General features: G+C 43.0%; 25 protein-coding genes and 1 pseudogene. 23 read left to right on the top strand and 3 right to left on the bottom strand.

All coding sequences use genetic code 11. The features are described from left to right. Positions 1-5: 5 nt before the first annotated feature. The 12 genes from I4V84_RS05260 to I4V84_RS05315 all read left to right on the top strand — a co-directional run bounded on the left by I4V84_RS05260 (position 6) and on the right by I4V84_RS05315 (position 12292). Positions 6-554: a DUF2284 domain-containing protein gene (locus I4V84_RS05260; protein WP_118578391.1), complete on the top strand. Its 549-nt coding sequence runs from the start codon at positions 6-8 to the stop codon at positions 552-554. Positions 555-629: 75 nt separating this feature from the next. After that, the gene (locus I4V84_RS05265) at positions 630-896 is read left to right on the top strand and encodes a YabP/YqfC family sporulation protein (RefSeq protein WP_195991373.1); all 267 of its coding nucleotides are present in this window, start codon (positions 630-632) and stop codon (positions 894-896) included. A 109-nt stretch (positions 897-1005) separates the two neighbouring features. Then, positions 1006-2205 (top strand): sporulation protein YqfD, encoded by a 1200-nt coding sequence (locus tag I4V84_RS05270; protein ID WP_173718691.1) that lies wholly within the window; start codon positions 1006-1008, stop codon positions 2203-2205. A gap of 76 nt (positions 2206-2281) precedes the next feature. Beyond that, a complete protein-coding gene (locus I4V84_RS05275; protein ID WP_118578388.1) occupies positions 2282-3301 on the top strand; it encodes a PhoH family protein in 1020 nt (339 codons plus the stop codon). A gap of 171 nt (positions 3302-3472) precedes the next feature. After that, on the top strand, positions 3473-3970 hold the full coding sequence (gene ybeY, locus I4V84_RS05280; protein WP_226840922.1) for an rRNA maturation RNase YbeY: 498 nt from the start codon (positions 3473-3475) through the stop codon (positions 3968-3970). A gap of 371 nt (positions 3971-4341) precedes the next feature. Then, entirely contained in the window at positions 4342-5355 is a 1014-nt protein-coding gene (locus I4V84_RS05285) for a DUF3048 domain-containing protein (protein WP_226814800.1), read from the top strand. A gap of 342 nt (positions 5356-5697) precedes the next feature. After that, complete coding sequence (proB, locus tag I4V84_RS05290; RefSeq protein WP_173715582.1) at positions 5698-6555, top strand: glutamate 5-kinase; 858 nt, start codon at positions 5698-5700, stop codon at positions 6553-6555. 84 nt (positions 6556-6639) lie between these two features. Then, on the top strand, positions 6640-6861 hold the full coding sequence (locus tag I4V84_RS05295) for a DUF896 domain-containing protein (protein WP_118578386.1): 222 nt from the start codon (positions 6640-6642) through the stop codon (positions 6859-6861). After that, on the top strand, positions 6839-7399 hold the full coding sequence (locus I4V84_RS05300; protein WP_173715583.1) for a 5-formyltetrahydrofolate cyclo-ligase: 561 nt from the start codon (positions 6839-6841) through the stop codon (positions 7397-7399). Before I4V84_RS05295 ends, I4V84_RS05300 begins: the two co-directional genes overlap by 23 nt. Continuing rightward, complete coding sequence (locus I4V84_RS05305; RefSeq protein WP_173715584.1) at positions 7400-8650, top strand: glutamate-5-semialdehyde dehydrogenase; 1251 nt, start codon at positions 7400-7402, stop codon at positions 8648-8650. Positions 8651-8738: 88 nt separating this feature from the next. Continuing rightward, positions 8739-11018: a hypothetical protein gene (locus tag I4V84_RS05310; RefSeq protein ID WP_118578384.1), complete on the top strand. Its 2280-nt coding sequence runs from the start codon at positions 8739-8741 to the stop codon at positions 11016-11018. Between the two features lie 257 nt (positions 11019-11275). Next, positions 11276-12292, top strand: a complete 1017-nt coding sequence (locus I4V84_RS05315; RefSeq protein ID WP_243284029.1) for a M14 family zinc carboxypeptidase — start codon at positions 11276-11278, stop codon at positions 12290-12292. Between the two features lie 166 nt (positions 12293-12458). Here I4V84_RS05315 and I4V84_RS05320 read toward each other — a convergent pair whose 3' ends face one another. After that, positions 12459-13829, bottom strand: coding sequence for an MATE family efflux transporter (locus I4V84_RS05320; protein ID WP_118578383.1), 1371 nt, complete (start codon positions 13827-13829; stop codon positions 12459-12461). A gap of 372 nt (positions 13830-14201) precedes the next feature. Between I4V84_RS05320 and I4V84_RS05325 the strand changes: the two genes are divergently transcribed. The 3 genes from I4V84_RS05325 to I4V84_RS05335 all read left to right on the top strand — a co-directional run bounded on the left by I4V84_RS05325 (position 14202) and on the right by I4V84_RS05335 (position 15672). Continuing rightward, positions 14202-14567, top strand: coding sequence for a BMC domain-containing protein (locus tag I4V84_RS05325; protein ID WP_118578382.1), 366 nt, complete (start codon positions 14202-14204; stop codon positions 14565-14567). 11 nt (positions 14568-14578) lie between these two features. Further along, positions 14579-15007, top strand: coding sequence for a BMC domain-containing protein (locus I4V84_RS05330; protein ID WP_118578381.1), 429 nt, complete (start codon positions 14579-14581; stop codon positions 15005-15007). Between the two features lie 125 nt (positions 15008-15132). Beyond that, a complete protein-coding gene (locus I4V84_RS05335; RefSeq protein ID WP_148462568.1) occupies positions 15133-15672 on the top strand; it encodes a EutP/PduV family microcompartment system protein in 540 nt (179 codons plus the stop codon). A 220-nt stretch (positions 15673-15892) separates the two neighbouring features. Here I4V84_RS05335 and I4V84_RS05340 read toward each other — a convergent pair whose 3' ends face one another. Next, positions 15893-16774 (bottom strand): AraC family transcriptional regulator, encoded by an 882-nt coding sequence (locus I4V84_RS05340; protein WP_118578380.1) that lies wholly within the window; start codon positions 16772-16774, stop codon positions 15893-15895. Positions 16775-17080: 306 nt separating this feature from the next. On the opposite strand from I4V84_RS05340, the gene I4V84_RS05345 reads away from it, so the two are divergent. From I4V84_RS05345 to I4V84_RS05365, 5 genes are all read left to right on the top strand, one after another. Then, positions 17081-18316, top strand: a complete 1236-nt coding sequence (locus I4V84_RS05345; RefSeq protein WP_195991374.1) for a galactokinase family protein — start codon at positions 17081-17083, stop codon at positions 18314-18316. Positions 18317-18530: 214 nt separating this feature from the next. Then, complete coding sequence (locus tag I4V84_RS05350; RefSeq protein ID WP_195991375.1) at positions 18531-19781, top strand: DNA polymerase IV; 1251 nt, start codon at positions 18531-18533, stop codon at positions 19779-19781. A 173-nt stretch (positions 19782-19954) separates the two neighbouring features. Then, the gene (locus I4V84_RS05355) at positions 19955-20311 is read left to right on the top strand and encodes a GntR family transcriptional regulator (protein ID WP_187565662.1); all 357 of its coding nucleotides are present in this window, start codon (positions 19955-19957) and stop codon (positions 20309-20311) included. A gap of 16 nt (positions 20312-20327) precedes the next feature. Beyond that, complete coding sequence (locus I4V84_RS05360) at positions 20328-21038, top strand: ABC transporter ATP-binding protein (protein ID WP_118584213.1); 711 nt, start codon at positions 20328-20330, stop codon at positions 21036-21038. Continuing rightward, positions 21032-21772 (top strand): hypothetical protein, encoded by a 741-nt coding sequence (locus I4V84_RS05365; protein ID WP_187565661.1) that lies wholly within the window; start codon positions 21032-21034, stop codon positions 21770-21772. Before I4V84_RS05360 ends, I4V84_RS05365 begins: the two co-directional genes overlap by 7 nt. A 126-nt stretch (positions 21773-21898) precedes the next feature. Here I4V84_RS05365 and I4V84_RS05370 read toward each other — a convergent pair whose 3' ends face one another. Beyond that, on the bottom strand, positions 21899-22132 hold the full coding sequence (locus I4V84_RS05370) for an alpha/beta-type small acid-soluble spore protein (protein ID WP_118584211.1): 234 nt from the start codon (positions 22130-22132) through the stop codon (positions 21899-21901). Positions 22133-22381: 249 nt separating this feature from the next. Between I4V84_RS05370 and wecB the strand changes: the two are divergent. From wecB to I4V84_RS05385, 3 genes and pseudogenes are all read left to right on the top strand, one after another. After that, positions 22382-23053 (top strand): annotated as a pseudogene (gene wecB / locus I4V84_RS05375) (UDP-N-acetylglucosamine 2-epimerase (non-hydrolyzing)); the annotation flags it as partial. Between the two features lie 115 nt (positions 23054-23168). Next, positions 23169-24254 carry a hypothetical protein gene (locus tag I4V84_RS05380; RefSeq protein WP_207748625.1) on the top strand — a complete coding sequence of 362 codons (1086 nt, stop codon included), beginning with the start codon at positions 23169-23171 and terminating at the stop codon, positions 24252-24254. A gap of 353 nt (positions 24255-24607) precedes the next feature. Continuing rightward, positions 24608-25390 carry a ZIP family metal transporter gene (locus I4V84_RS05385; protein WP_195991377.1) on the top strand — a complete coding sequence of 261 codons (783 nt, stop codon included), beginning with the start codon at positions 24608-24610 and terminating at the stop codon, positions 25388-25390. Positions 25391-25727: the final 337 nt, after the last annotated feature.

Here is a 25727-nt window from a genome sequence, read left to right on the forward strand (position 1 = left end):
ATAACATGTTAAATACCGATCGTTTTGAAGAATTTATATCTCAGTATCCCATTTATGAATACCGCCTTGTGGATACTGCTGAAATAGAGGTAAGAGAGCGAGTGCGGATCATCTGCAAACAGGAGTGTGAGCGTTACGGCACTACCTGGGCCTGTCCCCCTGCTGTGGGCAGCCTGGAAGAATGTGGGAAGCGAATCCACAGTTATCCAAATGGAATCCTTTTTTCCAGTGTGGCAGAGGTTTCCGATGTGATGAACATGGCGGAAATGCTTGCTACCCGAGATGCTCACGAGGAGCTGACTACAGAGGTAGCCGGATTTTTGAAAGGGGAGGGATTTGAGACATTTACCTTGTCCACTGAATCCTGCGATCTTTGCGAGCATTGTGCCTACTTAGACGGAAAACCCTGTCGTTTCCCGGAGAAAATGCATCCCTGCCTGGAAAGTCACGGTGTAGTGGTAAATGAGCTGGTAGAGCATCATTCCATGGAATATAATCTTGGCGGAAATACCATTCTGTGGTTTTCCCTGGTGCTTTTTCGCCAGAGAGCGTGATCTGTTAAATATAAATCAGAATGAAAAGAAAACCTCCCGCATAAGCTAGAGTTAAAGACCGGGAGGCTTTTTTTTATGTCTGTATCAGAACGTTTTATGACAGCTATGGAACTTCCTGGTGACCTGTCCTGTAAAGCCCCTATTATAACGATTACCGGACCGTCGCAGGTACAGATTGAAAATTATAAAAGCATCTTATCCTATACAAGCGAGAAATTAATCGTGGTTACCTGCCAGGGACGCGTGATCCTTCAAGGGAAAAATCTGGAAATAGTTCATTACACTACTTGGGAAATGGAAATAAAAGGGCAGGTTTTGTCGGTAATGTTAGAGCGTGTTTGAAAAATCATTTCCGCAATCTGTATGCCCCGGTTTGCAGTATATTTCACCTGAATTCGGTTGCCGTTCGGCAGTACATTGTAAATCCAATATAAATGGAGGCGAGATTAAAATGAATGACCCCGAAAAAATACTCCATGGATTTTTAGAAATTTCAGTATCCGGTGACCAGCTGGAACGTTTCCTAAATTTGTGCCATGCCAGAGCTGTCTCTTTGGAAAGAATCCGTTATCTGTCAGAAAAAAACATAACAACTCGCATCTCCATAAATGATTTCCGAAAACTCCTTCCCATACATAGAAAGACCAGAGTCCGTATCCATATTCTAAAAAAAAGAGGTTTGCCGTTTTTGCTGCTCAGAATCCAAAAACGTAAGTGCTTTACAGCCGGGTTCCTTCTTTGTGTGGTCTTGCTGCTTTGGCTCTCTGGCCACATCTGGAATATCCACATTGATGGAAATGTAAAAAATTCCACCCCTCAGCTTCTGGAATTTCTGGACCAGCAGGGAATTACCCATGGGATCCGTAAAAATCAGGTTAACTGTACCCGGATTGCCGACCTTCTCAGGAAAAACTACCCGGATATTACTTTTGTTTCCGCCAGGGTTCAAGGTACCCGGCTTCTTCTTACCATTCAGGAAGAAAACCTCACAGAAGGTATCCGGCAAACAAAATCTCCATGCAATCTGATTTCCAATCTGGATGGGAAAATTGTGAATATGGTTATCAGAAATGGAACTCCACTTGTTAAAACTGGAGACATTTGCAAACAGGGTGATATTCTGGTATCTGGCGAGGTGCCAATCCTGAATGACAGCCAGGAGGTTGTACGTGTGGAATATGTTCCGGCAGACGCAGACATCTATGTGCGCCATCAGATTGCCTATTATCAGGAGGTCCCCCTTTCCTATGAAAAAAAGGTTCAAAGCGGCACTTCAAAAACCAGCTGGTATTTTCGTGTTGGTGACTTCGTTTTTGGCGCAGATACAGGAAAAAAATCCAGATATATAACCTCAACGGAAGAAATCCCCTGGAAACTTACCGAGAATTTCGTCCTTCCTTTTTCCCTGGGAAAAATCACCCGAACACCTTATAAGATACAGAGCACAGTTTACACGAAAGAACAGGCTCAGAAGAAAGCAGTGCAGCAGCTGAGAATATATGAACAAAAACTTCTGAATAAAGGAATCCGGATTGCAGATTCCCGGTTGTCTGTCACATTTGACAGTACAAATTGTACTGTGCAGGGTACATTGACAGTAGATGAAAAAAGCGGAAAGAAGCAGAATATAGAATTCAGTCAGGAATCATAAGTGTTGAAAAACAATCTTTAGAGTGGTATACTTTTACCCAGAGATATTTTTGAACAGACACAAGGAGGAGCAGTTTTTGAAATCCACGAATATAGAGATTGACTCATTAGATATTTTACAGGAGCTTTTTGGAATCAATGATAAGCTGATCAAGGTGATTGAGAATCGTCTTGGCGTATCCATTACCCAGAGAAATTCCTGCATTACCGTAAGTGGGACTAATGACGGCAGGATACATTCAGCTGTGAATATTATTGAAGCCATGAAGGAAGCTCTTGAAAAACAGCAGCAGCTTTCCGTGGATATGATCCATCGTTTTCTGGATGAGACCGAGGAAGAGGATGACAGCGAGGAGGATATTGCAGACAGCACCCGCAAGGTGCTGGGGGATGCAGTGACTTTGAATTATAAGAATATTCCAATTCGAACTAAGACAATTGGACAGAAAAATTATATCACTGCTTTGAAGAACAATACGGTTACTATCTGTATCGGACCTGCCGGTACAGGTAAAACATACCTGGCAGTTGCTTATGCGGCAGAGCTGTACCGGAATGACGAGATTGAGAGAATCATTCTCAGCCGTCCGGCCATTGAAGCGGGCGAGAAGCTTGGTTTCCTTCCGGGAGATTTACAGGAGAAGGTTGATCCTTATCTGAAGCCGCTTTACGATGCACTAAATGACGTATTCGGGCCAGATCAGGCTGCGAAGTTAAGAGAACGGGGAATCATTGAGGTTGCACCTCTTGCATATATGCGAGGCCGTACTTTGAATAACAGTATGATCATCATTGATGAGAGCCAGAATGCCACACTTCCTATTTTGAAAATGGCACTTACCCGTATTGGTACTGGTTCTAAGATGATTCTTACCGGCGATGTAACACAGATCGACCTTTCCAAAGAGACGGATTCCGGACTTCAGAAGTGTGCTTCTATTTTGAAAAATGTAGACGATATTGCTACTATTTCCCTGACGAACCGTGATGTTGTCCGCTGCAAGATCGTGAAGGACATTGTTAAAGCATTTGAGAAAGAGGAAGCGAAAGCCCAGGAAAAGACCCAGAAGCGGGCAGTTCGGCGGACAAGCCGGTAATTGGGAAGCCAGGACAAAATTTTCAGTAAATGACAATCAATATCCTGTGGGAAGATTAATTTGAAACTGAAATGTGAATTTTACAGAATAATTCAAACAAAATAGTAAAATTGAACATATGGTGTCGCCTGTTTGAGAAATCAGGCAGATGTCATACAGGAGGAATAAGTTTTGGTAACAATAGAATACGAATGCGAGACCGATTTTGACCTTGGACTTGACTGTCCGGCGCTTGCGAAGATGGTTGCAGAGAAGGTGCTTGACATGGAGAAATGTCCATGGGATGCACAGGTAAATTTGGTTCTCACAGATAATGAAGAGATTAAAAGGGTAAATACAGAGTTCCGTGGCATTGAGAGAGCTACTGATGTTCTTTCTTTTCCGATGCTGCCATTTGAGACACCGGCAGATTATTCTGTGGCTGAAGATGATGAGTCCTGCTTTGATCTTGACAGTGGAGAGCTTCTTCTGGGAGATATTATGATTTCTGCAGAACGTGCTGCTGCCCAGGCAGAAGAGTATGGACACAGTGTAAAGAGGGAATTTTGCTTCCTAGTTGCACATAGTATGCTACACCTTCTGGGATACGATCACATGACTCCGGAGGAAGCCGCAGATATGGAAGCACGCCAGGCGAAGGCACTGGAGGAACTTGGAATTACCCGTTAAATTTTTTTGTGCATGACCCTATAACTGGAGAGGCTTTTGCTGTTTGCCGGTTACTGTTCACTGGTAACGTTCCGCGAGGTGTTTTTTGTGAACAAAGTTCACAGAAAACCCGAGAGTTGCGGCGCGAAATCATGCAAAGCATGATTTCTGTGCATCGCGAAGCGCGTTACTGTGAACGGAGTGAACAGTAACGTTTGCCGTGAATAAGTTACTATGAAAGTTCCGGATGGCAGTTGCAAAGCGACTGATTTTCATATAAGGTGATGTCATCAGCAGGTGGCATTACCATTCCGGATGTATTTATAAGTGGCGGTTTCTGCAGTTTCTGTTCAGTTAGAAGGTTAAATATATATGCATAAGGAGGAGAAGACATGAAGAAAAAAATATTTAAACTTCTCACAGGAATGTTGCTTTCCTGCGCACTTGCAGGATCCACAGTAGCGGTACAGGCAGAGGAAGCCGGGACAGATACCGTGAAGAGTTATCTTACCGGAGAGGATGTATCTGTCGGCATTGGCCACAGACGTCCCATCGCAGTTATGCTTGGCAACGATACCAATGGCGCTCCACAGAGCGGAACTGAGAACGCAGGAGTCATTTATGAAGCACCGGTAGAGGGAAGCATCACCCGTCTCATGGCGATCATCGAGGACTATGACAATATTCCAAGGATCGGTTCTGTGCGAAGCTGCCGTGATTACTTCCTGTTCTATGCAAATGAGTATGATGCCATCTATTCTCATTATGGACAGGCTGTATATGCACTTCAGTATCTGGACCAGCACCTGATCGACAATCTGAACGGACTTACACTTGGAAATGCTTACTATCGCAGCACTGACCGTGTAGCACCGCACAATGCTTACACTGATTTCTCCCATCTTCAGGCAGGAATCCAGAGCCAGGGCTATAGCCAGGATTATAAAGAGGACTATAATGGTCATTTCCAGTTTGCACCGGAAGGAACTGAGACAACCCTGGATGACGGAGTTTCTGCAAATGTTGTGAAGCTTGATAATTTCGCTTATAACCATCCGTGGTTTGAGTACAATGCAGAGACTAAGGAGTACAGCCGCTTCCAGTTTAATGCACCGCATATTGACCAGAACACAGGTAATCAGCTGACATGTGAGAATATTATTTTACAGTATTCCAACTATGTTCCATATGATCCAAATGGTTATCTGAACGTAGATACCCAGTCCGGAGGTGAGGGCAAATACATCACCAGAGGCAAGGCAATCGACATCCACTGGACAAAGGATTCCCAGTGGGGAATCACTCATTATTATGATTCCAATAATCAGGAGATTCAGCTGAATCCTGGAAAAACATGGGTCGAGATCGTGCTGAATGATTCTGTAGGTTCTGTGTCTTTACAGTAAAATAAATTAAAAATGGAGAGGGACGTCATAAGATAAGGCGTTCCTCTTTTGTATTTACGTGAAAAACATGCTCTAGAGCCTGTCTGCACGAGCGCATGATGCAAATGAACGCGTTTTGACTTGATTTGCAAAAGTGATAGGACGATCAAAACACGGTAGAGCTCTTTCAGACTATGCAATATTTTACAGAAACAATAATTCTACACGTTAAAATGTGAAATTTTTCTGAAATTAAGAACTGTTTACCTGAAATCATGGACGAAATGAAAAAAATGATGTAAGATAAGAAATTGATATGTATGAAAACTACATGGAAACATAATAACGGAGTTGACAAATAAAATGAATGATCGGGAAAGACTGAAAGATAAAAAACGTATTGTAATCAAGATTGGAAGTTCCTCTCTTACCCATGCTGAAACTGGCAAGCTGAATCTTCGGAAACTGGAGATTCTGGTAAGGGAATTGGGCGATCTTCGAAATCAGGGTAAGGATGTGGTTCTGGTATCTTCAGGAGCTATCGCTGTTGGAGCAGCAGCTCTTGGATTTAAAGAGAAGCCACAGGAGCCTCGTCAGAAGCAGGCGTGTGCAGCGGTTGGACAGGCCAGACTTATGATGATTTACCAGAAGCTGTTTGGAGAATACAATCAGATGGCAGGTCAGATCCTGATGACCAAAAATACCATGGTAAACAACGCCAACCGCAAAAATGCAGAGAACACGTTTAATGAGCTTTTATCCATGGGTGTGATCCCTATTGTTAATGAGAATGACTCTATTTCCACCTATGAGCTTCAGTCTCTGGAAAAATTCGGAGACAACGATACCCTTTCTGCAGTGGTAGCTGCTCTTATAGGGGCAGATCTTCTGATCCTTATGTCAGACATAGACGGACTTTTTACAGATGATCCGAATACAAATCCAGATGCGAAATTTATTGACATGGTAGAAACATTGGACGATGAACTTCTTAACATGGGAAAATGCTCCTCCGGAAGCAAAGTGGGCACTGGAGGAATGGCTACCAAGCTTACAGCTGCCAGAATTGCCACAGCTGCCGGTACCGACATGGTAATTGCCAATGGCGGCGATTTTCATAATATTCACCGCATTGTGGAGGGCGACCCCTGCGGTACATTGTTTGTTGGAAAGAAAAAGGAAGAGTTTTTCCTGATCGATTATATTGAAAAATTGCTGTAACTGTTCAGTATCTTCACAGTTACAATTGCTTTAAGTTTTTGTATAAATTAAAATTACACAGAACATTCTCAGGAGGAGTATATTATGGACAGCACAAAAATCGACAGAATCAACACCCTTCACCATAAGGCACAGAGCGTAGGCCTTACAGAAGAAGAGAAAAAAGAACAGGCAGAGCTGCGCAAGGAGTATATTGCCACCATTAAGATGAACCTTAGAAATCAGCTGGATAATATTGATGTAAAGGAAGCCGATGGTACGGTTGTGAATCTTGGAGAAAGATATGGAAGAAAAAAGACTCATTAGAAAGCAGATTTTTGCAGCCAGAAAGCAGTGCAGCGATGCGCAGGTAGAAGAATGGAGCCATCAGATTACAGATCAGGTGCTGAAACTCTCAGAGTTTGTGAAGGCTAAGCATATTCTGGCTTATGCAGATTACAATCATGAAGTAATGACCAGATATATCATTGAGGAAGCCTGGAAAGCAGGAAAAGAAGTGGCAGTCCCGAAGGTTGTGGGAAAGGATATGATTTTTTACCGCCTTACTGATTTTTCTCAGCTAGAGCCTGGATATTTTGGAATTCCGGAGCCTGTCAGAGGCGAGATCGTGAAGTGGGAGGATGCTCTTATGGTCATGCCTGGTGTAGCTTTTGATCCTGAGAACAACAGAGTGGGATATGGCGGCGGCTTTTATGACCGCTTTTTAGAAAAACATCCTGATATTACCAGACTGGCAGTGGCTTTTGATTTTCAGATCCTTGATCTGGTGCCCACAGAACCTACGGACATTTGTCCTCAGATCATTGTGACACAGAGTAAAGTTTACCGGAGGGAGGACTTATAAATGAATGAAATGCTGGAAACTCTTGGCAGGAATGCCAAAGAGGCAGAAATCGTTCTTCGAAACCTTGATACAGCTAAGAAAAATCAGGTTCTGGAGGCTGTTGCAGACAGCCTTGTTGCAGATTCGAAAGCACTTCTTACAGCAAATGCCATTGATGTAGAGAATGGCAGGAAGAATCAGATGCCAGAAGGACTGGTAGACCGTTTGATGTTGACAGAAGCCAGAATTGCAAGCATGGCAGAGGGGCTTCGTCAGGTTGCGGCACTGGAAGATCCTATCGGGGAAGTGACCGGGATGAAAAAACGTCCCAACGGACTTCTCATTGGACAGAAGAGAGTCCCTCTTGGAGTGATCGGAATCATCTACGAGGCAAGACCAAATGTGACAGCAGATGCTTTTGCCCTTTGCTTTAAAACTGGCAACGTGGTGATCTTAAAGGGTGGTAGTGATGCCATCCATTCCAATACTGCTATTGTGGATTGCATCCGCAGAACCCTGGATGAGAATGGAATTACGAAAGATGCGATCCAGCTGATCTCTGATACTTCAAGAGAGACTGCCGGAGAATTCATGAAGATGAATGAATATGTGGATGTACTGATTCCACGAGGAGGCAAAGGTCTTATTAAAGCAGTAGTAAATAACAGCACGATTCCTGTAATCGAAACTGGTACCGGAAACTGCCATATTTATGTGGATGAGAGCGCAGATCTTCAGATGGCGGCAGACATTGTGATGAATGCCAAGACACAGCGGGTGGGTGTCTGCAATGCCTGTGAGTCTCTTCTGGTGCATGAGAAAGTGAAGGATGCTTTCCTTCCGGTTCTTGCAGAGCGCCTTCGGACAAAGAATGTGGAGATGCGTGCTGACGAGGAAGCGAAGGCTTTGATCCCAGACGCAGTCACTGCCACTGAGGAAGACTGGGGTACAGAATATCTGGACTATATACTTTCTATAAAAGTAGTTGGATCTGCAGATGAAGCGATTCGCCACATCAATCGCTACAATACAGGCCATTCAGAGGCAATTATTACCAGAGATTACAACAATGCCCAGAAATTCCTGGATGAAGTAGATGCAGCTGCTGTATATGTGAATGCTTCTACAAGATTTACGGATGGTTTTGAGTTTGGTTTTGGTGCCGAGATCGGAATCAGCACCCAGAAGCTTCATGCCCGTGGCCCCATGGGACTTCTGGCACTTACTTCCACAAAATATATCATTTATGGAAACGGACAGATTCGTCCTTAGGTTTGATTTTTGAACTGAGATATGTTATACTAGACTTCGATGTTAATATTTAATATGGGGGACTCATTTATAAGGAGGACTTTTTAAAATGAAGAAAAAGCAACTTTTGGTATTCATTATGGCGGGAAGCCTTGCAGCCGGAATGTCTCCGGTGACAATGGCATTTGCAGAGGCAGATACCCAGACCGTGACAATAGAGGACACAGTAGCTGTTGCCGCAGAGTCAGAAGAAGGAGAAGCAGCAGCTGAACCAGTGCAGGATATTTCAGATGCCGCAGCAGATACACCTGTGGAAGAACCTGCACAGGCAGCAGATACGCCGACTGCAGAACCAACCCAGGCAGCTGCAGATACACCGGCAGCAGAACCAACCCAGGCAGCTGCAGACACACCGGCAGCAGAACCAGCTCAGGCAGCGGATGCGGTTGTGGATGATGGCTTTAACAGCGGAGATACTGCTGAGCTGACTTTGGAGGAAGAGGAGAGTGCTACCCCTACTCCTGAGACCACTGGTCAGATTATCCTGAAGGCAGCAGATGGAACCCAGACATCCTATTCCACATTAGCAGAGGCAATTGCGGCAGCCCCGGTTAATATTGGCAAGGATGGTGAAGTTACCCAGATCCTTGTAACCGGAACTGTAGAGATCAGTGAGACTGTTGTGATCGATCAGAATAAGAATATCTCTATTGCAGCAGCTGCGGATGGAACTACTATTAAACGTGCAGCCGGATTTTTAGGAGATATGTTTAAAGTAAAAGATGAGTCCACTTCTTTCCAGTTTGGTACAGGCAAGGAGGGTGAGACTGTTTTAAGTCTGACTGTAACAGGAGCACTTGACCAGGGGGATGCAACAGGCTCCATTATTTCTGTGGAGGGCGGTTACTTCGGATTGTCCGATGGTGTAACCCTGACAGGAAACAGAACCAGTGCGCCGGGAGCTGCAATCTGTAATTCTGGCGGAAGCATCGGACTGGCAGGTGGTACTATCACAGGAAACCAGTCTGAAGGTATTGTAAATGAAGCTGCTGAAATTACAGGTGGAGCTATTTACAGTCTGGGCGAGATCCGTGTTTCCGGCGCCGTAATTGTAAAGGATAACAAGGACGATGGTCTTAATGATAACAGTATTGTTTTAGGCGGTGATAACGCATGTATCGCAGCAATTGGCCAGCTTGCTGAAACAGCAGACCTTCAGGTAAGAAGAAGTGACGCAGCTGCCGGAAAGATTATTGTAAAGGTCGGTACGGATGCGAATGGTACTGCACTTACTACTATGGAGAATATTCTGGCACATGTTCATTATCTGGACACTACAGAGTATACCATTAACAACCAGACTGGAGCACTTGAGTCTGTTACAGCTCCTGTTAGTACTATGACGCTGACCGCAGATTCTATTTCCTGGAATAAGGCGTATGAGCATACTGTTGATCTGACCTTCCATACCAATGATGCTGGTGTTGGAGGAAGATATTATGTGACCTGGGTGAAGAAATCTGATTCTACACCTGGATTCGAAGCAGTAAAGAGCAATTATAAGAGCTCTGGAGATATTGCAAGCTCTGCAAGTGTACAGTTGACAGATGTAGCTTATGATACAGCCATTAAAGTAGTTGTATATGCTGAGGATTCCAAGGGACTTGAAGCAGTTGCGCCACTTGTACTTACATTAAAGGCGAAAGCAAGCACTCCCACAGAAACTCCGATTACTACTACACCGACGCCAACTACTCGTGCAACCATTAACCCGTCTGTCAGCGAAAGCAAGGTAACAGGTCTTGAAAAAGCACTGGCATTCTACCCGAAGCAGATGTACAATTTCACAGTAACTGGCGCCGGAACTGACAATACAAACCCGATCAAAGGTGATACCAAGTGGATCCCGTATGGCTGGAGCATGTCCGCGAAGAACATTGACACCGGATATCAGAAGAGCTGGTCTATCGGAAATGTAAATGGTATCAAGCAGGCGAAGACCTTTAGAATGTATATCTTCTTCCAGAAGTACATATACAATGGATCCGAATGGGAAGCTACCGGCGTGAAGGAAGCTCTCCCTACAGAATTTAAGTCCAAGGCAATCGACTTCACAGTAACTCCATCCGGCACAATCACGCCAACTGCAACAGCCGGTTCTGGTTCCGGCGGTTATGATTATAACGGAACAGGTAGCGGCGATGGAGATGGAACAGATGGCGATGATGCAGAGAACCATGACGGAACAGACAGCGATACCGGTTCTACATCTGCAACAAACGCGAGAACAGCCGATAACTCCCCGATTGCCACTATGATGATGCTTGCAAGTCTTTCTCTGGTAGCTGGAGGTTATGTTATCGTCAGAAAGAGAAAAAAAGAAATCTAAGAAAATCTATGGCATATGAATAACCATGCATTTTGATCAGAAGTTTTTCTGACAGCAAAATAATAAGAAACATACATTAGGCAGGTCTTTTGACCTGCCTTTTTGCATATAATAATACAGGCAGCGGGGGGACAGGCTATAGCGTGTAAAAAAAGGCCTTCTGCAAGATGTACGTTACACTTTGTTGGAATGATTTTTCAAACACGCTCTAGAGATGAAATGCCGCCTGAGTTTTTTCCTGCTGCAGGAGGTAAAATATGTTGTCAGAAAGCGTATTGTCAGTCAGAAAAGAATTGTTCCCACAGAATAAAACGGCTGTCAGTGACATGCCGAAAGTAAATATACAAAAGAAAGTACAACCGACAGATGCAGATATGGTACAAACATCGCTGTCATTTGAAAACATATATTATTCTTTATGGGAAATAGCTGGACGCTACAGCAGCTTTTGCCAGTTTCGCGTGATTGGAAACAGTCATGACGAGAGAATGATCCCAATGCTGGAAGTTGGCACCGGCGCACAGATGATCTTCTGTGTGGCTGGAATTAATGGAACTCAGGCTCTTTTGCCGGAACTTCTTCTGAAAATGGCAGGAGAATACTGCAGGGCCTACGAATGCGGCTGGAAGCTGGATGAATTTTATGAAGTGAAAAAACTCCTTGATAAAATAAGGATCTGTCTGATTCCGATTTTAAACCCGGATGGTTATGAAATCCGCCAGAATGGCTTTGGTGCTATTCGAAATCCAGTTTACCGTCAAATGCTTCGTATGCAAAGCATTCCTGCTGAGGATTTTGGATATAATGCCCGTGGAATGGATATTTCACATAATTTTCCAACGGTTCATTATATCCGTTCACGTATGGGAGAGGAACCAGCCAGCGAGAATGAGACAAAGGCATTGATCCGGATCATTCAGGAATATTATGGAAGAGGACTTTTGACGTTTGCTCAATCCGGAAGGGAAATCATTTATTATCACTGTCAGCAGGGAGTGGGAAGTCTTCCGAAATCCTACCGGCTGGCAAGACATATGCAGAAATCTTCTTCCTATCATCTGGAAAGGGAACAGATGACCGAATCGGCCAGGGAAAAATTTAAGGGAATGGGAACCCCGGAACAATACTATATTCAAACGAAAAAACAGCCGGCATTTCGTATTAAAGTACCAGCTCAAAGCGGAAATGGAAGAGGCGTTGAAGAGGATAAAAAGGCAGTATATGAGGAAATACATTTGCTTCCATTGGAATATATATTTTCATTAGACAATTAAATGTTATTGTTTGCAGGTGAGCTTTTGTAAAATAATTACCGGAGAAAGCTGGCCGGTAACCATAAAAGGAGATGTCCGAAATAATCGAAACATCTCCTTTTAGTATATGATTTGTTTTTTGGCGTTTACGAAACGCATAGAAGATTGCCATGCGCATCCGAAATGATTATTTTTCGGAAGTAGCAGTTTCCGGTCTTTCGTATTTCCTGCGGATATCTTTCATGACAAAAAGATAGGAAACACCGGTAAATACTGCTGCTGTAACCCACGCTGCCGGGTCACAGAAGCATGCAAGTGCATAACTTCCTACCGCCATGGAAATCATTGCTACAACCAGACGTGCAACCAATTCAGAAACACCACCCATCATAGGCAGGAATCCATATCCGCAGCCCTGCATGGTATTTCGGAATACGAAAATACTGCTTAAAGGAATGTAAAAGATCACACTCATATAAATGTAAGTTTTTGCCCATGGAAGCATGCTGTTCATATCCACATTTCCAGTGAAGAAAAGTCCAAGAGCTGGTTTCAGAAGAATACAAACCAGCACGGCTGCTGCAAGAGCATATACAACAGAAGCTTCCAGAGACGCTTTAACACCCTGGCGGATTCTCTTGATATCACCCTTTCCGAAGTTCTGTCCACTATATGTCGCCATAGTCTGTCCCATAGCCATCATTCCCTGGGTTACCAGGTTCTGCACCTTGCTGGCTGCCGTAAAAGAGGCAACGGCATCGGAACCGAAAAGATTGATGGCAGATTGCATGACCATAGTACCGGAAGCTGTAATTGCAAACTGCAATGCCATAGGAATTCCCATAGCCAGCTGGTTACGGCTCTCCTGGCCGTGAAGCCTCCAATGTCTTCTGTTTGGGGCAAGAGAAGGCATACGTATATAGATGTAGACCAAACAGAGTATTGCGGAAACGCCCTGAGAAATAATGGTTGCCCATGCTGCTCCGGCAACGCCCATTTTAAAATTGATAATCAGTACCAGATCCAGAATTACATTTAAAGCTGCGGAAAATACAAGAAATACCAGCGGAATCTTACTGTTTCCAACTGCACGCAGGTAAGAGGAAAACAGGTTGTAAAAAATAGTGGCGATGATTCCGGCGCTGATGATCATAATGTAGGTATATGCATCCTGAAAAATGTTGTCAGGTGTGTTCATCAGCTTCAGAAGAGGGCGCATGCCCAGCAAACTTAAAGAACTGATGATTACGGTAAAAATCAGGGAAAGAAGAATTCCGTTAGCTACACTGATCTTTACCCCTTCGGTATCTTTGGCTCCGAAGCGCTGAGCGGTGAGTACGGAGAAACCAGCTGTGATTCCCTGCGAGAAGCCCACAGTAAGAAACATGATCGTTCCGGTGGATCCGACTGCCGCAAGGGCATCCGCGCCTACATAGCGTCCTACAATAATCGTATCTGCCATATTATAGAGCTGCTGAAAAATGTTTCCAATAATAAGAGGAAGCATAAATTTCAGGATTACCGGCAAAGGCCGGCCTTTTGTCATATCTTTTTCCATAAAAAACTCCTTATTGAGAAATATAGAAATCGTAAATAAAAAGTGTTACTAAATTACTTACATATTAGAGTGTGTCAGAGTCTGTTTGAAAAATCATTCCCACAAAATATAACGCACATTTTGCAGATTGCATTTTTTTACATACTCTGGAAGCGAAAATTATTTTATCACACTGCGGATTATCTGTCACTATTTTATTTTTGACTATTTTAAAGGCATTTAATGCCATAATGTTCAAGAAACCACACTTTTTCTCGAAAAATGTTTAGGAATTTTGACTGATATGTTGGTTTTGCTTGCTATTTGCTCTCATAAATGGTAAAATCAAATATAACGTGAAGATATTTTTTTGAAAGAGAGGCATTCATATAAATGGCGAATGAACATGGAGAACAGATCAGAATCGTGCAGGAGACTGTGGCTGGTAAGGAGATTACTTTTGCCCATGTAATGGGAGGACCGGCACCGATCATTTATCAGAAGCTTGGGTTGAATCCGCAGCTGGATTATCGTTCCTCTGCAATTGGAATCATGAATATGACACCTCCGGAATCCGCAGTTATCGCTTCTGATATTGCGGTGAAGAGCGGTAATGTTTATCTTGGATTTGCAGACCGGTTTACAGGGACTTTGATCATTACAGGAGAGATTTCTGATGTAATGTCTGCAATGACTGAGATCGTAAATTATTTCCGGGATTCTCTGGGATATGTGGTCTGCAATATTACGAAACGATAGGAAGTAGAAGCATGGAGCGAATAACGAAGGAAGAGCTGCTGGAAATGCTATTCCATGATGATTATGAACATCTGAAGGGGAAGAAGCTTCGTATGACTCGTGTGCGTGTACCGGGAAAGGAAGTTTGTCTTGCTCATGTGATCAGTCCTTCCCAATCTTGTATTTATGAAAATCTGGGACTGCATATTGGAGTTCATGAGGGGGAAGACCACACAGGAGAATCCATTGGTCTGATCCGTTTTACTCCCTGGGAAGCGGTTGTGGTAGCTGCAGATGTTGCCATGAAGAGTGCAGATGTACAGATCGGGTTTATGGATCGTTTTTGCGGTTCTCTGATCATTACAGGAGGATTGTCCCAGGTGCAGACTGCTGTGGAAGAGGTCGTACGTTTCTTTGACAGAGAGTTAGGCTTTAAAACATGTGCGGTTCACAGAAGCTGACAGATACCTTATGGCTGCGGGAACAGCAGCTTATGGATACGATATTATGATATGCAAATGTAAAAATAATGCACTGCTGTATTTTTACAAGTAAGGTTTATTGAAAACAGGGGAAATACAATTCGATGAAGAAAATTTTTTTGATGGGAAGAAGTGAGGCCGGCAAGACCTCACTGACGCAGGCACTAAAAGGCGAGGAGCTTCATTATATAAAAACACAATATACCAATTCCAATGACGATACCATTGACTCTCCGGGGGAGTATGCAGAGTCAAAAAGATTCAGTGTAGGACTTGCATGTTTTTCCTTTGAGGCAGATGTGGTGGCAATTGTGCAGGCTGCAGATGAGCCATTTAATCTGTTTGGTGCAAGCTGCCGCTCTTTTATCCTTCGTCCTCTTATTGGCATTATCACAAAAATTGATTCACCATATGCCAATATCCCTATGGTGAGACAATGGCTGATCAACGCTGGATGTGAACGCATTTTTATGGTGAATAATGTGACCAGAGAGGGAATTGATGAGTTGATGGAATATCTGCAGGAGGATACCCCGAAGCTTACATTGGAACAGGCGAAATTCAAACAGAGCCTTGGTCTGAACGAGTGGGATCCTCTTCCAGAGGGAGTGGCTTATCCGGAAGAAAAAGAGAATATGCTATAAAAAATTCCCATTCAGATTTTCCTGTTATCTGGATGGGAATTTTTATATGGTATGTTGCTTATGTAAATTACGGTATTAAAGAAATGTACTGCTTTAACAGACAGAGGGTTAAATCCGGAACCGCCTGGGCAGCCGGAATCCCCACCGACGGTTCACCGATCATATTATATCAGATATTGGTGCAATAATTGGAAAATAAGTTAGCAACCACCAGTTCAACTTAAAATCTATGGTTTCGATATTCCCGGGGACTGCATCCCTTTATTTTGGCAAAAACTTTGGAATAATAATTGGGATCTGAAAATCCAGCCTTGTCAGCCACCGCGCTGACAGGCTGGTCATCCTGCAAAAACTCCAGGCTGCGCTCGATCCGATATTCCTGCAAAAAGGCAAACAAGGTAGTATTCATATGACGTTTAAAAAGCCGGGTACATTCGCTTTCACACAGGTGGATGTGTCCGGCGATGTCATTTAAGGTGATCTTATTTTGATAATTTTCTTCTATGTAGGACAGAATCTTCTTGATTCGGTCGTATTCCAGAGAGTTTTCCCTGGAAGCCTGGGGTTCGTAGGTAATATGCTCCAGAAGAAGCCGCCACATGGATTGCAGGCAGATGGTAATGTCCAGCTCATAAAAATCCGGTTTCTTTTCATCCAGATCAATAATGCGGAGAAGATATTCGCGAAAAGGCTTGTGCCAGGGCTCACTCTGGTCGATACAGATGGCAGGGAGCATAGAATCCTGAATGACAGGATCTACATATTTGCTGTTGACAGTGCTTTGGAAAAATCCATAAATCAGCCTGGAATCAAAGGTTACAGGAATATAAGCGCAGTCCTTCTGATTTTCCATTGTGCCAGAGTGAAGGGCACCGGAGTTGTTAAATACAATATCTCCTTCTTTTAAGTGGTAAACCATATGGTTGACCTTGTAGCACATAGTGCCTTTTTGCACATAAGTAATCTCTATTTCCGGGTGCCAGTGCCACATAAAGGAACCAGACTCATATTCTGAAAGTTTCTGGTAGCTGACCAGGAATGGAAACTGTTCATTGCCGTGCTGTTTTAATTCTTTTTGAAACTGATTGGTTATGATCTGCATGCCAAACCTCCCGAGAAAAAATTTCATATCCTGTGGACTGTATAGAATTCCATATGTTCAAAAATAGAGAACTACAATAAAACGCATAAATTTACCTGTATTATACATCTGTTAAAGATAAAAACGCAATATATTACTTGTTTTTCGCAAGTTATTTAAGGTAATGCAAAGGAAATGCATGTAAAATGAAATTAACTTGATGAGAGATCCGGATAAGCACAGATGAAGCGGAAAATATGCACTGAGGCAGCTGGAGTACAGAATGTAAAATTATAACAATATTAACAAAAATAGGAGAATGAGACCATGAATTTACCAGAAAAAGCAAACCTTGAGAAAATCTATGGAGAGAACAGTGCCTGCGCAGCTCGTTTCCAGAATCTAGCAGACAACTTTGCCAGAATCTACAAACATGACCATGCAGATTTCTTTACTTCCCCTGGAAGAACAGAAATCATCGGAAACCATGTTGACCACAACGGCGGCAAGGTAATCGCAGGAAGTATCAATCTGGATACCATCGGCGCAGCTGCACCGAATGGAACCAACGTGATCCACATTACAAGTGAAGGCTACAGAGATGAGATCGTAGTTGATCTTGACAAGATCAACAGAGCCAACTATCCGAAAGGAACCTTTGCCCTGGTTGCCGGTATGATGGAAGGTGCGAAGAAGAATGGCTTTCAGACAGCTGGTTTTGATGCCTATGTAAGCACCAACGTGATCGCAGCAGCAGGAGTAAGTTCCTCTGCATCCTTTGAAATGCTGATCTGCGTAATCATCGATTACTTCTTTAACGACAGCAAGATGACTTACACAGACTATGCAAAGATTGGTCAGTACGCAGAGAACGTATACTGGGATAAAGCTTCCGGAATGATGGATCAGATGGCATGTGCAGTTGGTGGTCCGGTTCTCTTCGACTTTGCAGACAGAAATGATCTGAAATACAGCAAGCTGGACTTCTCCTATGGAAAATTTGGTCACAAACTGGTAATTGTAAACACCGGAAAAGGCCATGCAGATCTCAGCCAGGAATACTCTGAGATTCCAGGTGAGATGAAAGCAGCAGCCAAGGTACTTGGTGCAGAGCTTCTTCATGAGACTACTCTTGAAAATCTGCTTGCACATGTAAACGAGATTCAGGACGACAGAGCAATTCTCCGTTCCATTCACTTCTTTGAAGAGACTTCCCGTGTAGAACGGGCAGCAGAGGCAATTGGTAAGGCAGATTACGAGGAATTTTTGAAGCTGATGGATGAATCCGGAAGATCGTCCTGGGAACTGCTTCAGAACTGCTACTGCATGAAAGACTGCCACGAGCAGAAGATCCCGTTGGTTCTTGCTCTTACCCAGCTGTTCCTGAACAAGATCGGCGGCGGTATCTGCCGAGTACATGGCGGCGGATTTGCCGGTGTTATTGCAGCTGTTGTACCGGAAAATGAGATGGAGAATTATGTAGAATACATTTCCCTGTATGTTGGCAGAGAGAACGTTTATCCAATGGATATCCGCGCAATTGGAGCTGTTCACATTGGATAATGACAATATTCTGAGTTATCTGAACTAAAGGTGACCTTTTTCGCAGCAGCTTTTCGCTATGACAGCCAGTTTAGAACTTTTACAGTCTTTTTGTGTTACCGTATTTGCGTAATATATACATAAAGAATCTGGACATATTTCCTTCTGACGTGCTATATTGAGTCTATCACAGAATTTTCGGAAATAAAGGAAAATACGAAAGAAGGAGAATCAGATGGAAAGATTGATTTTTCATGTTGATGTGAACAGCGCTTTTCTTTCCTGGGAGGCAGCGAGCAGAGTAAAGGCAGGTGAGCCGGATCTGCGGGAAATTCCGTCTGCAGTAGGCGGTGATCCCAGGACACGTACCGGAATCATAGTTGCGAAATCCATTCCTGCCAAGAAATACGGAGTACAGACTGGTGAGCCCGTGGCAATGGCCCTTCGAAAATGCCCGAATCTGGTAGTGGTACCTAGTGATTTTCGCCTTTACACGAAGAATTCCCAGGCATTTAAAGCAATTTGTAAATCGTATGCTCCTGCAATGGAATCCTTTTCTATTGATGAGGTATTTCTGGACATGACTGGAACTTCCCTGATCTACCCGGATCCCATAGCAACAGCCTGTGAGATAAAGGATAAGATTTATCAGGAGCTTGGATTTACAGTAAATGTGGGAATTTCCACCAATAAGCTGCTGGCGAAAATGGCCTCGGACTTCGAGAAGCCAAATAAAGTGCACACCCTTTTCCCGGAAGAAATTCCGGCAAAAATGTGGCCTCTTCCCATCAGAGATCTGTTATTTCTGGGAAAAGCTTCGGAAAAGAAGCTGGTTGATTTCGGTATCCGCACCATAGGGGAACTGGCTCGGGAAAGGGAGTCCACTATTCAGACACTTCTGGGAGAAAAGACCGGACATCAGCTCTTCCAGTACGCCAGAGGCATTGACAATTCTCCGGTTTTGGAAGTGCCTGAGGAGAGTAAAGGCTTCAGCGTGGAGAAGACTTTCAATGATGATATTGTATCTATGGAGCAGATCCAGCCTATTTTATTGGAGCAATGCGATGTGGTAGCCACCAGAATGAGGCGGAAAGGAAAGAAATGTACCTGTATTTCTGTCACCTTCCGCACTCTGGATTTTAAGAATCGTTCCCATCAGATGAAGCTTGGAAGTGCTACGGATGTAACCGATGAAGTCTACGCAAATGCCAGAAAACTGTTCGCAGAGTTCTGGAAAGGGCAGCCATTACGTCTGATCGGTGTGGCACTCACCGGGCTTACTGAGGACGGATTCGAACAGATGTCCCTGTTTGAGGACTGTACGAAAAAGGAACAGCGCCAGAAGCTGGATGCAGCGATGGATGCCATCCGCATGAAATTTGGAAACGACAAGATCACCCGGGCCAGCATTATGAACAGCAATGCAGGAATCGGGCGAAAAGCCAAGGCGCAGATGGAAAACGAAGAAAATGGAAAAGGATTCTAAAAGAAATAGAAAAGAGAACATTGTCATTTCTTTTGCAGGGAAATGCAATGTTCTTTTTTTGCACAGGAAACACTGTTTTGTTCTTATGTAAAAAAATGTAAAAAAACGCTTGACGAAAATACAATTCCAGTGTACTATATTACTATGACAGTGATACAGAAAGAGAGGTAACCATGGAATATAATTCATCGCTGCCAATTTATCTCCAGGCAGCAAATTCTATAAAGCAGGATATTGTAACAGGCAAGCTGTCTCCTGGTGCGAGGCTTCCATCTGTGCGGGATCTGGCAGTAGAATATACCATTAATCCCAATACAGTCAGCCGCGTATATAAAGAATTGGAGATGGAAGGCGTCTGCTTTACCAGACGCGGGATGGGAACCTTCGTGACAGAAGATCCGGAAAGAGTGCAGCAGCTGAAGGAAGAGATGGCAGGAGCCCTGATCCGGGAATTCCTGGAAGGAATGGAGCAGCTTGGTTTTTCCAGAGCTCAGGCAATCGGACTTCTGGAGAAAGAACAGTCGGAATGACGAGGAGTGTATAAAAATGATCTTAGAGAGCAGAGAAGTAACGAAGAAATACGGCAGTAAGACTGCTGTGAATCAGGTATCTTTACAATTGGAGCCAGGCCTTGTATACGCCATGCTTGGCCCCAATGGAAGCGGCAAGACCACCTGGATGAAAATGGTAGCAGGACTTGTAAAGCCTACCAACGGTGAGATCCTTTATCAGGGAACTCCCATTGGAAAAGAGAGTAAAAAAGAAATTGCTTATATGTCCACGGAGCCTTATTTCTACAACTGGATGACAGTTTCAGATGTGGGAAAATATTATGAGGACTTTTTCGAAGATTTTTCCATGGAGAAATACAGACAGATGATTTCCCGAATGGAGCTTACAGAGGACATGAAAGCGAAGAAACTGTCCTCTGGTATGATGGCCAAGCTGAAAATTGCAGTTACCATGGCAAGGGAGGCCAGGCTGTACTTGCTTGACGAACCGTTGAACGGCATTGACCTTCTTGCAAGAGACCAGATTATGAAGAGCATTCTGGAAGCCATAGATCCAGATGTGACACTGGTAGTTTCCAGTCATCTCGTAGACGAACTGGAACGTGTAGCAGATGCAGCCATTTTTATGAAAGATGGTATTTTGGCAAATCAGTGCATGGTAGAGGAGCTTCGGATCAATCAACACAAATCCGTAGTGGATCTGTACCGTGAAATCTATGGACATGGAGGAGAAGAAGTATGTTAAAGTTGATGAAATATGAGCTTCGGAAAACCGCATTTTCCAAACTTGTTCTGTTGGTGATCACTGCAGTGGCAGAAATTGCTTTTTTAATAGGTGTATTTTGGAAAAAGGATAATATTCTGGCAATGGGAATTATTTTCCTGGTCATGTGTACAATATTTGGTGTTATCTACATTGGTATAGAGAGTGTAAATGTTCTCCATCGTGACCTGAATACCAAACAGAGTTATATGTTATTTCTCACGCCAAAGAGCAGCTATCAGATTCTGGGAGCCAAGATCCTGGAAAATGGAATTTCCATTATCATGGCAGGCGCATTTTTTGCAGCGCTGGCAGCTCTTGACGTGACAGTGGCAACTCTTTACATTGGTGGTCTGAAAGAGATGATCAATTTGGTAAGTTCCTTTATGGAATTAAACTGGTCCGTGACTTTTACTCCTACAGAAGCAGCTTTCTATTTCTTTGGTCTTCTGGCTAGCTGGATCGTCTTCATTGTGAATGCTGACCTGTCCGTGATTTTATCCGCCAGTGTCCTTGCAGGCAAAAAAGGCAGCGGCATCGCCGGCTTCCTTATCTTCCTGGTAATATCTTCTGTTATTGGGAAGCTGCTGGATCTCATTCCGGTTCTGAAAAGTATGGAACTTACTTTTGTCCTGTATATTGCAGCATCATTTGCCATTGCGGCAGTGCTGTATGTAATCAGCGGCTGGATCATGGAGAAGAAACTGAGCGTATAATAGAAAACGCAGGATCAGAAGGTTAGAGCGTCAAAAAAGATCTATTTCAAAACAGGGCATTACCTGCTTCTCGTTGAGGAGTAAGTAATACCCTGTATTTTTTTACTTAATCAGGCGTTTTTTGAATTAGTACTGACCACTCTGGCCGCTCTGTCCTGCGGACATGGATCTTTCCTGCGCCTCGATCATCTTTTTCACCATATATCCACCTACACTACCATTCTGTTTGGAAGTAAGGTTTCCGTTGTATCCGTCTGTAAGCGGCACACCCAGCTCATTTGCAACCTCAAATTTGAAACGATTTAATGCGCCCTTTGCTTCTGGTACAGCTGCTTTGTTAGAAGAAGTATTGTTTGACATAATCATTTTCCTCCTTGGTTAATTGTTGTTTTGTTTGATGTTACATTGCTAGTATGTACTCTGAAAATGAAAATACACTGGGAATAAATGGGGTGATCAAAAAAAGACAACAAAAAATAAATATGCCGGACAGCAAAATGTTTTAACTTGACGCTACATTCTCAGTGTAGAAATTCTTATATTGGGAGCATATCTTATTACAGGAACAAAAAATTGCATACACAAAAATAGAGATAGGAAGCGAGACTTCGTACTTATAATATGAAATCTCCCTATCCGGAAGAATTTAACAGGCAGGCCATTGGACTTACTGCCAGCTTGCATTTTGCACCGACCCAGAAAGCAGCGGATGCACTGCTGAAAGAGGGTAAGGATCCAGAGCAGATTTTTGTCACAGGAAATACAGGAATTGATGCTTTGCACTATACGGTGCGAAATGATTTTTATCACCCGGAAACAGAATGGGCAAAAGGCAGCAGACTGATTGCTGTGACAGCACACAGAAGGGAAAATCTGGGAGAACCCATGCGTGATATGTTCCGGGCTATACGCAGGATCGTGGAGGAATTTACAGATGTGAAGGTTATTTATCCTGTACATTTGAATCCGCAGGTCAGAAAAATCGCAGATGAGGAATTCGGTGGATGTGATAGAATACACCTGATCGAACCACTGGATGTGGTAGAATTTCATAACCTGATGAAAGCCAGTTATCTGATCATGACTGATAGTGGCGGAATTCAGGAAGAAGCTCCGGCATTGGGAAAACCTGTGCTGGTCATGCGAGATACAACAGAACGTCCGGAAGGTGTGGAAGCAGGAACCTTAAAGCTTGCAGGCACGAAAATGGAGGATATTTACAGAGAATGCAGGCAGCTTCTTACAGAACCTGAAATTTACAGAAGGATGAGTGAGGCCTGAAATCCTTATGGTGATGGGACTGCATGTATCAAAATCAGAAAAATCCTGGAGAATATAGATGCATGAGCATAAACACAATCAATGCAGAAGAAAAGTAAAACATCGAAAGAACGTGATGAAACTTATTATATTTTGCATAACTGTGGGAATTTCACTTATGTTCATTTATTATCAGAACCTGAGAAAAGAAATAGATGCCCGGCAGAAATGGCTGGAAACAGTCTTGACCGGAGAAAAAAAGTGGATTCTTGAAAATCAGGGGCCTGAGGGTGAATTTTACATGAATGGAAGTAAAGCCGGAGATGTTAATCCATACTTTGCATATATGGCTGCACTGGGGCTTCTGGCAGAAACAAAGAACTGCCCCATTACTGAAACAGAGAAAAAAGCTGTTGGCAGGTATCTGGACTGGCATACCGGGATTTTGCTGGAAACAGATGGAAAAATGGGAATCTACAGGAAAAAGAGTGGGAAACTTATTTATAAAGAAAAGGCTGATTCCGAAGACGGGTATCTTGGTATGTATCTTTTTCTTATGGGAAAATATCTGGAAAAGACAGAAAGTACAGACCTGCCGGAATACTGGAAAAAGGGAATCAGCCTTGCATTAAAAAAGATTCAAAGCCTGATGCAGGATGGAATTACACAGGTCTCAGAAGAAAATACAACAGTTTATCTGATGGATAATCTGGAAGTATGGAAAGGCCTGTACGAATTAGAACATGCAGGACTAAAGGATGTGCAGGCAATCCGTGAAATGCGTAATAAGCTACAGGCACAGATAGAAAAGCTATTCTGGGATGATGCAAATCAAAGATGGAGAATTATTGAAAACAGTGATCTGTATCACCAGAAAGAATTTTATCCGGATGGAGTTGCTCAGATTTATCCGCTGATTTATGAATTTCCGGTAAAAGAGAAGAAAAAGCAAAAGATATTATATGAGCAGTTTACAGAAAGGTTTCAGTGGCAGAAGCTGACTAAAAAAAGAAATGGCTTTTTGTGGGCAATGACAGGAATGGCTGCTGCGCAGATGGGGGATATCAATAACCTTTTGGAAATGATAAGAAATTATGAAGCAGAATACTGTGAGAACCGAAAATATCCGCTATACACAGGCGAAGCAGGATGGATTTGTATGGAATGTGAGAAATTGTATAGTTTATATGAAAGAAAAATAAAAACAGGATTTTTGGTTTGACCGGGCTTCCGGCTTTTTGTAAATTGCTGTAGAATATTAAATATGTACTCTTTAGACAATGACTTCAATTGTCCAGAAAAAAATCAAAGCATTGTTGAAAAAATTCTATTGTTACATGATTACGTAAATGATATACTTAAGTACAAGAAAACCGTGTGAAATTACAGCTTGCTTTTTGCACGGTTTCCTTTAAATTAGATAGTTAGTTTTGCCTAACATGATAAAAATATGACAAATTATAGAATAATAGATATTAGGGAATATAATCAACAAGCTATAGAATAAATACTATATCGCTGAAGATAATTACTTTTACCAATAAATTTTTTCGAGCATATATGAAAGGAAATTTTATGCTAATAAATATTTTTGAAGGTATACTGATTCCATTTGTTGGAACAACGCTAGGTGCAGCATGCGTGTTTTTTATGAGAAAAACACTTAGCAAGTCAGTGCAACGTGCACTTGCAGGGGGTGCAGCAGGTATAATGGTTGCTGCTTCAATCTGGAGTCTTCTGATTCCGGCAATTAAACAATCTGAGAATATGGGAACTTTATCGTTTGTTCCGGCAGTTATTGGGTTCTGGATGGGTATATTGTTTTTACTCGCACTTGATCATTTGATTCCGCATCTTCATGTTGGAAGTGATCAGGCAGAGGGACCGAAAAGCAAACTTGGCCGTACTACGATGATGGTGTTGGCAGTTACATTGCATAACATCCCTGAAGGTATGGCAGTTGGTGTAATGTATGCAGGATTTCTTGCTGAAAATGCACAGATTACAGCAACAAGTGCACTTGCTTTATCACTTGGAATTGCTATCCAGAATTTTCCAGAAGGAGCGATTATATCCATGCCGCTTAGGGCAGAGGGTGAAAGTAAAAGAAAGGCATTTATGGGAGGTGTACTTTCAGGAGTGGTTGAACCGATTGGAGCAGTAATGACGATTCTTGCTGCACAGCTGGTAATCCCGGCATTACCATATTTACTGAGCTTTGCAGCAGGAGCCATGTTGTATGTCGTGGTTGAAGAACTAATCCCGGAAATGTCTCAGGGACAGCACTCGAATATTGGTACGCTTTTCTTTGCACTTGGATTTAGTTTGATGATGATCCTGGATGTGGCACTGGGGTAAGAGGAATGTTTCTTATGAGAATATTGATTTATGGTGCGGGTGTGATTGGATCCTTGTATGCGACTTTATTTGCAGATGACGGTTATGAATGGCTATGAGGCAACGAAAGCAATCCGCAGAAGTTCCCATGAACTGGCAAAGACGATCCCTATTATTGCCATGACTGCTAATGCATTTAAATATTTTTTTAAATACCCTTTAGGAATAGAAATAAACCTAAAGGGTATTTTCCTCTTAAGCGACATACAAGGGAGGGTTTGGTAGTTTCTATCTTAAGAGGGAAGCTTCCTGGTTGCAGTAAATACATCTATATTTTCCACTGGAGGACAATTTGAAG

This window comes from Ruminococcus sp. 1001713B170207_170306_F1, assembly GCF_015668065.1.
Taxonomy (GTDB): Bacteria; Bacillota; Clostridia; order Lachnospirales; family Lachnospiraceae; genus Blautia_A; species Blautia_A faecis.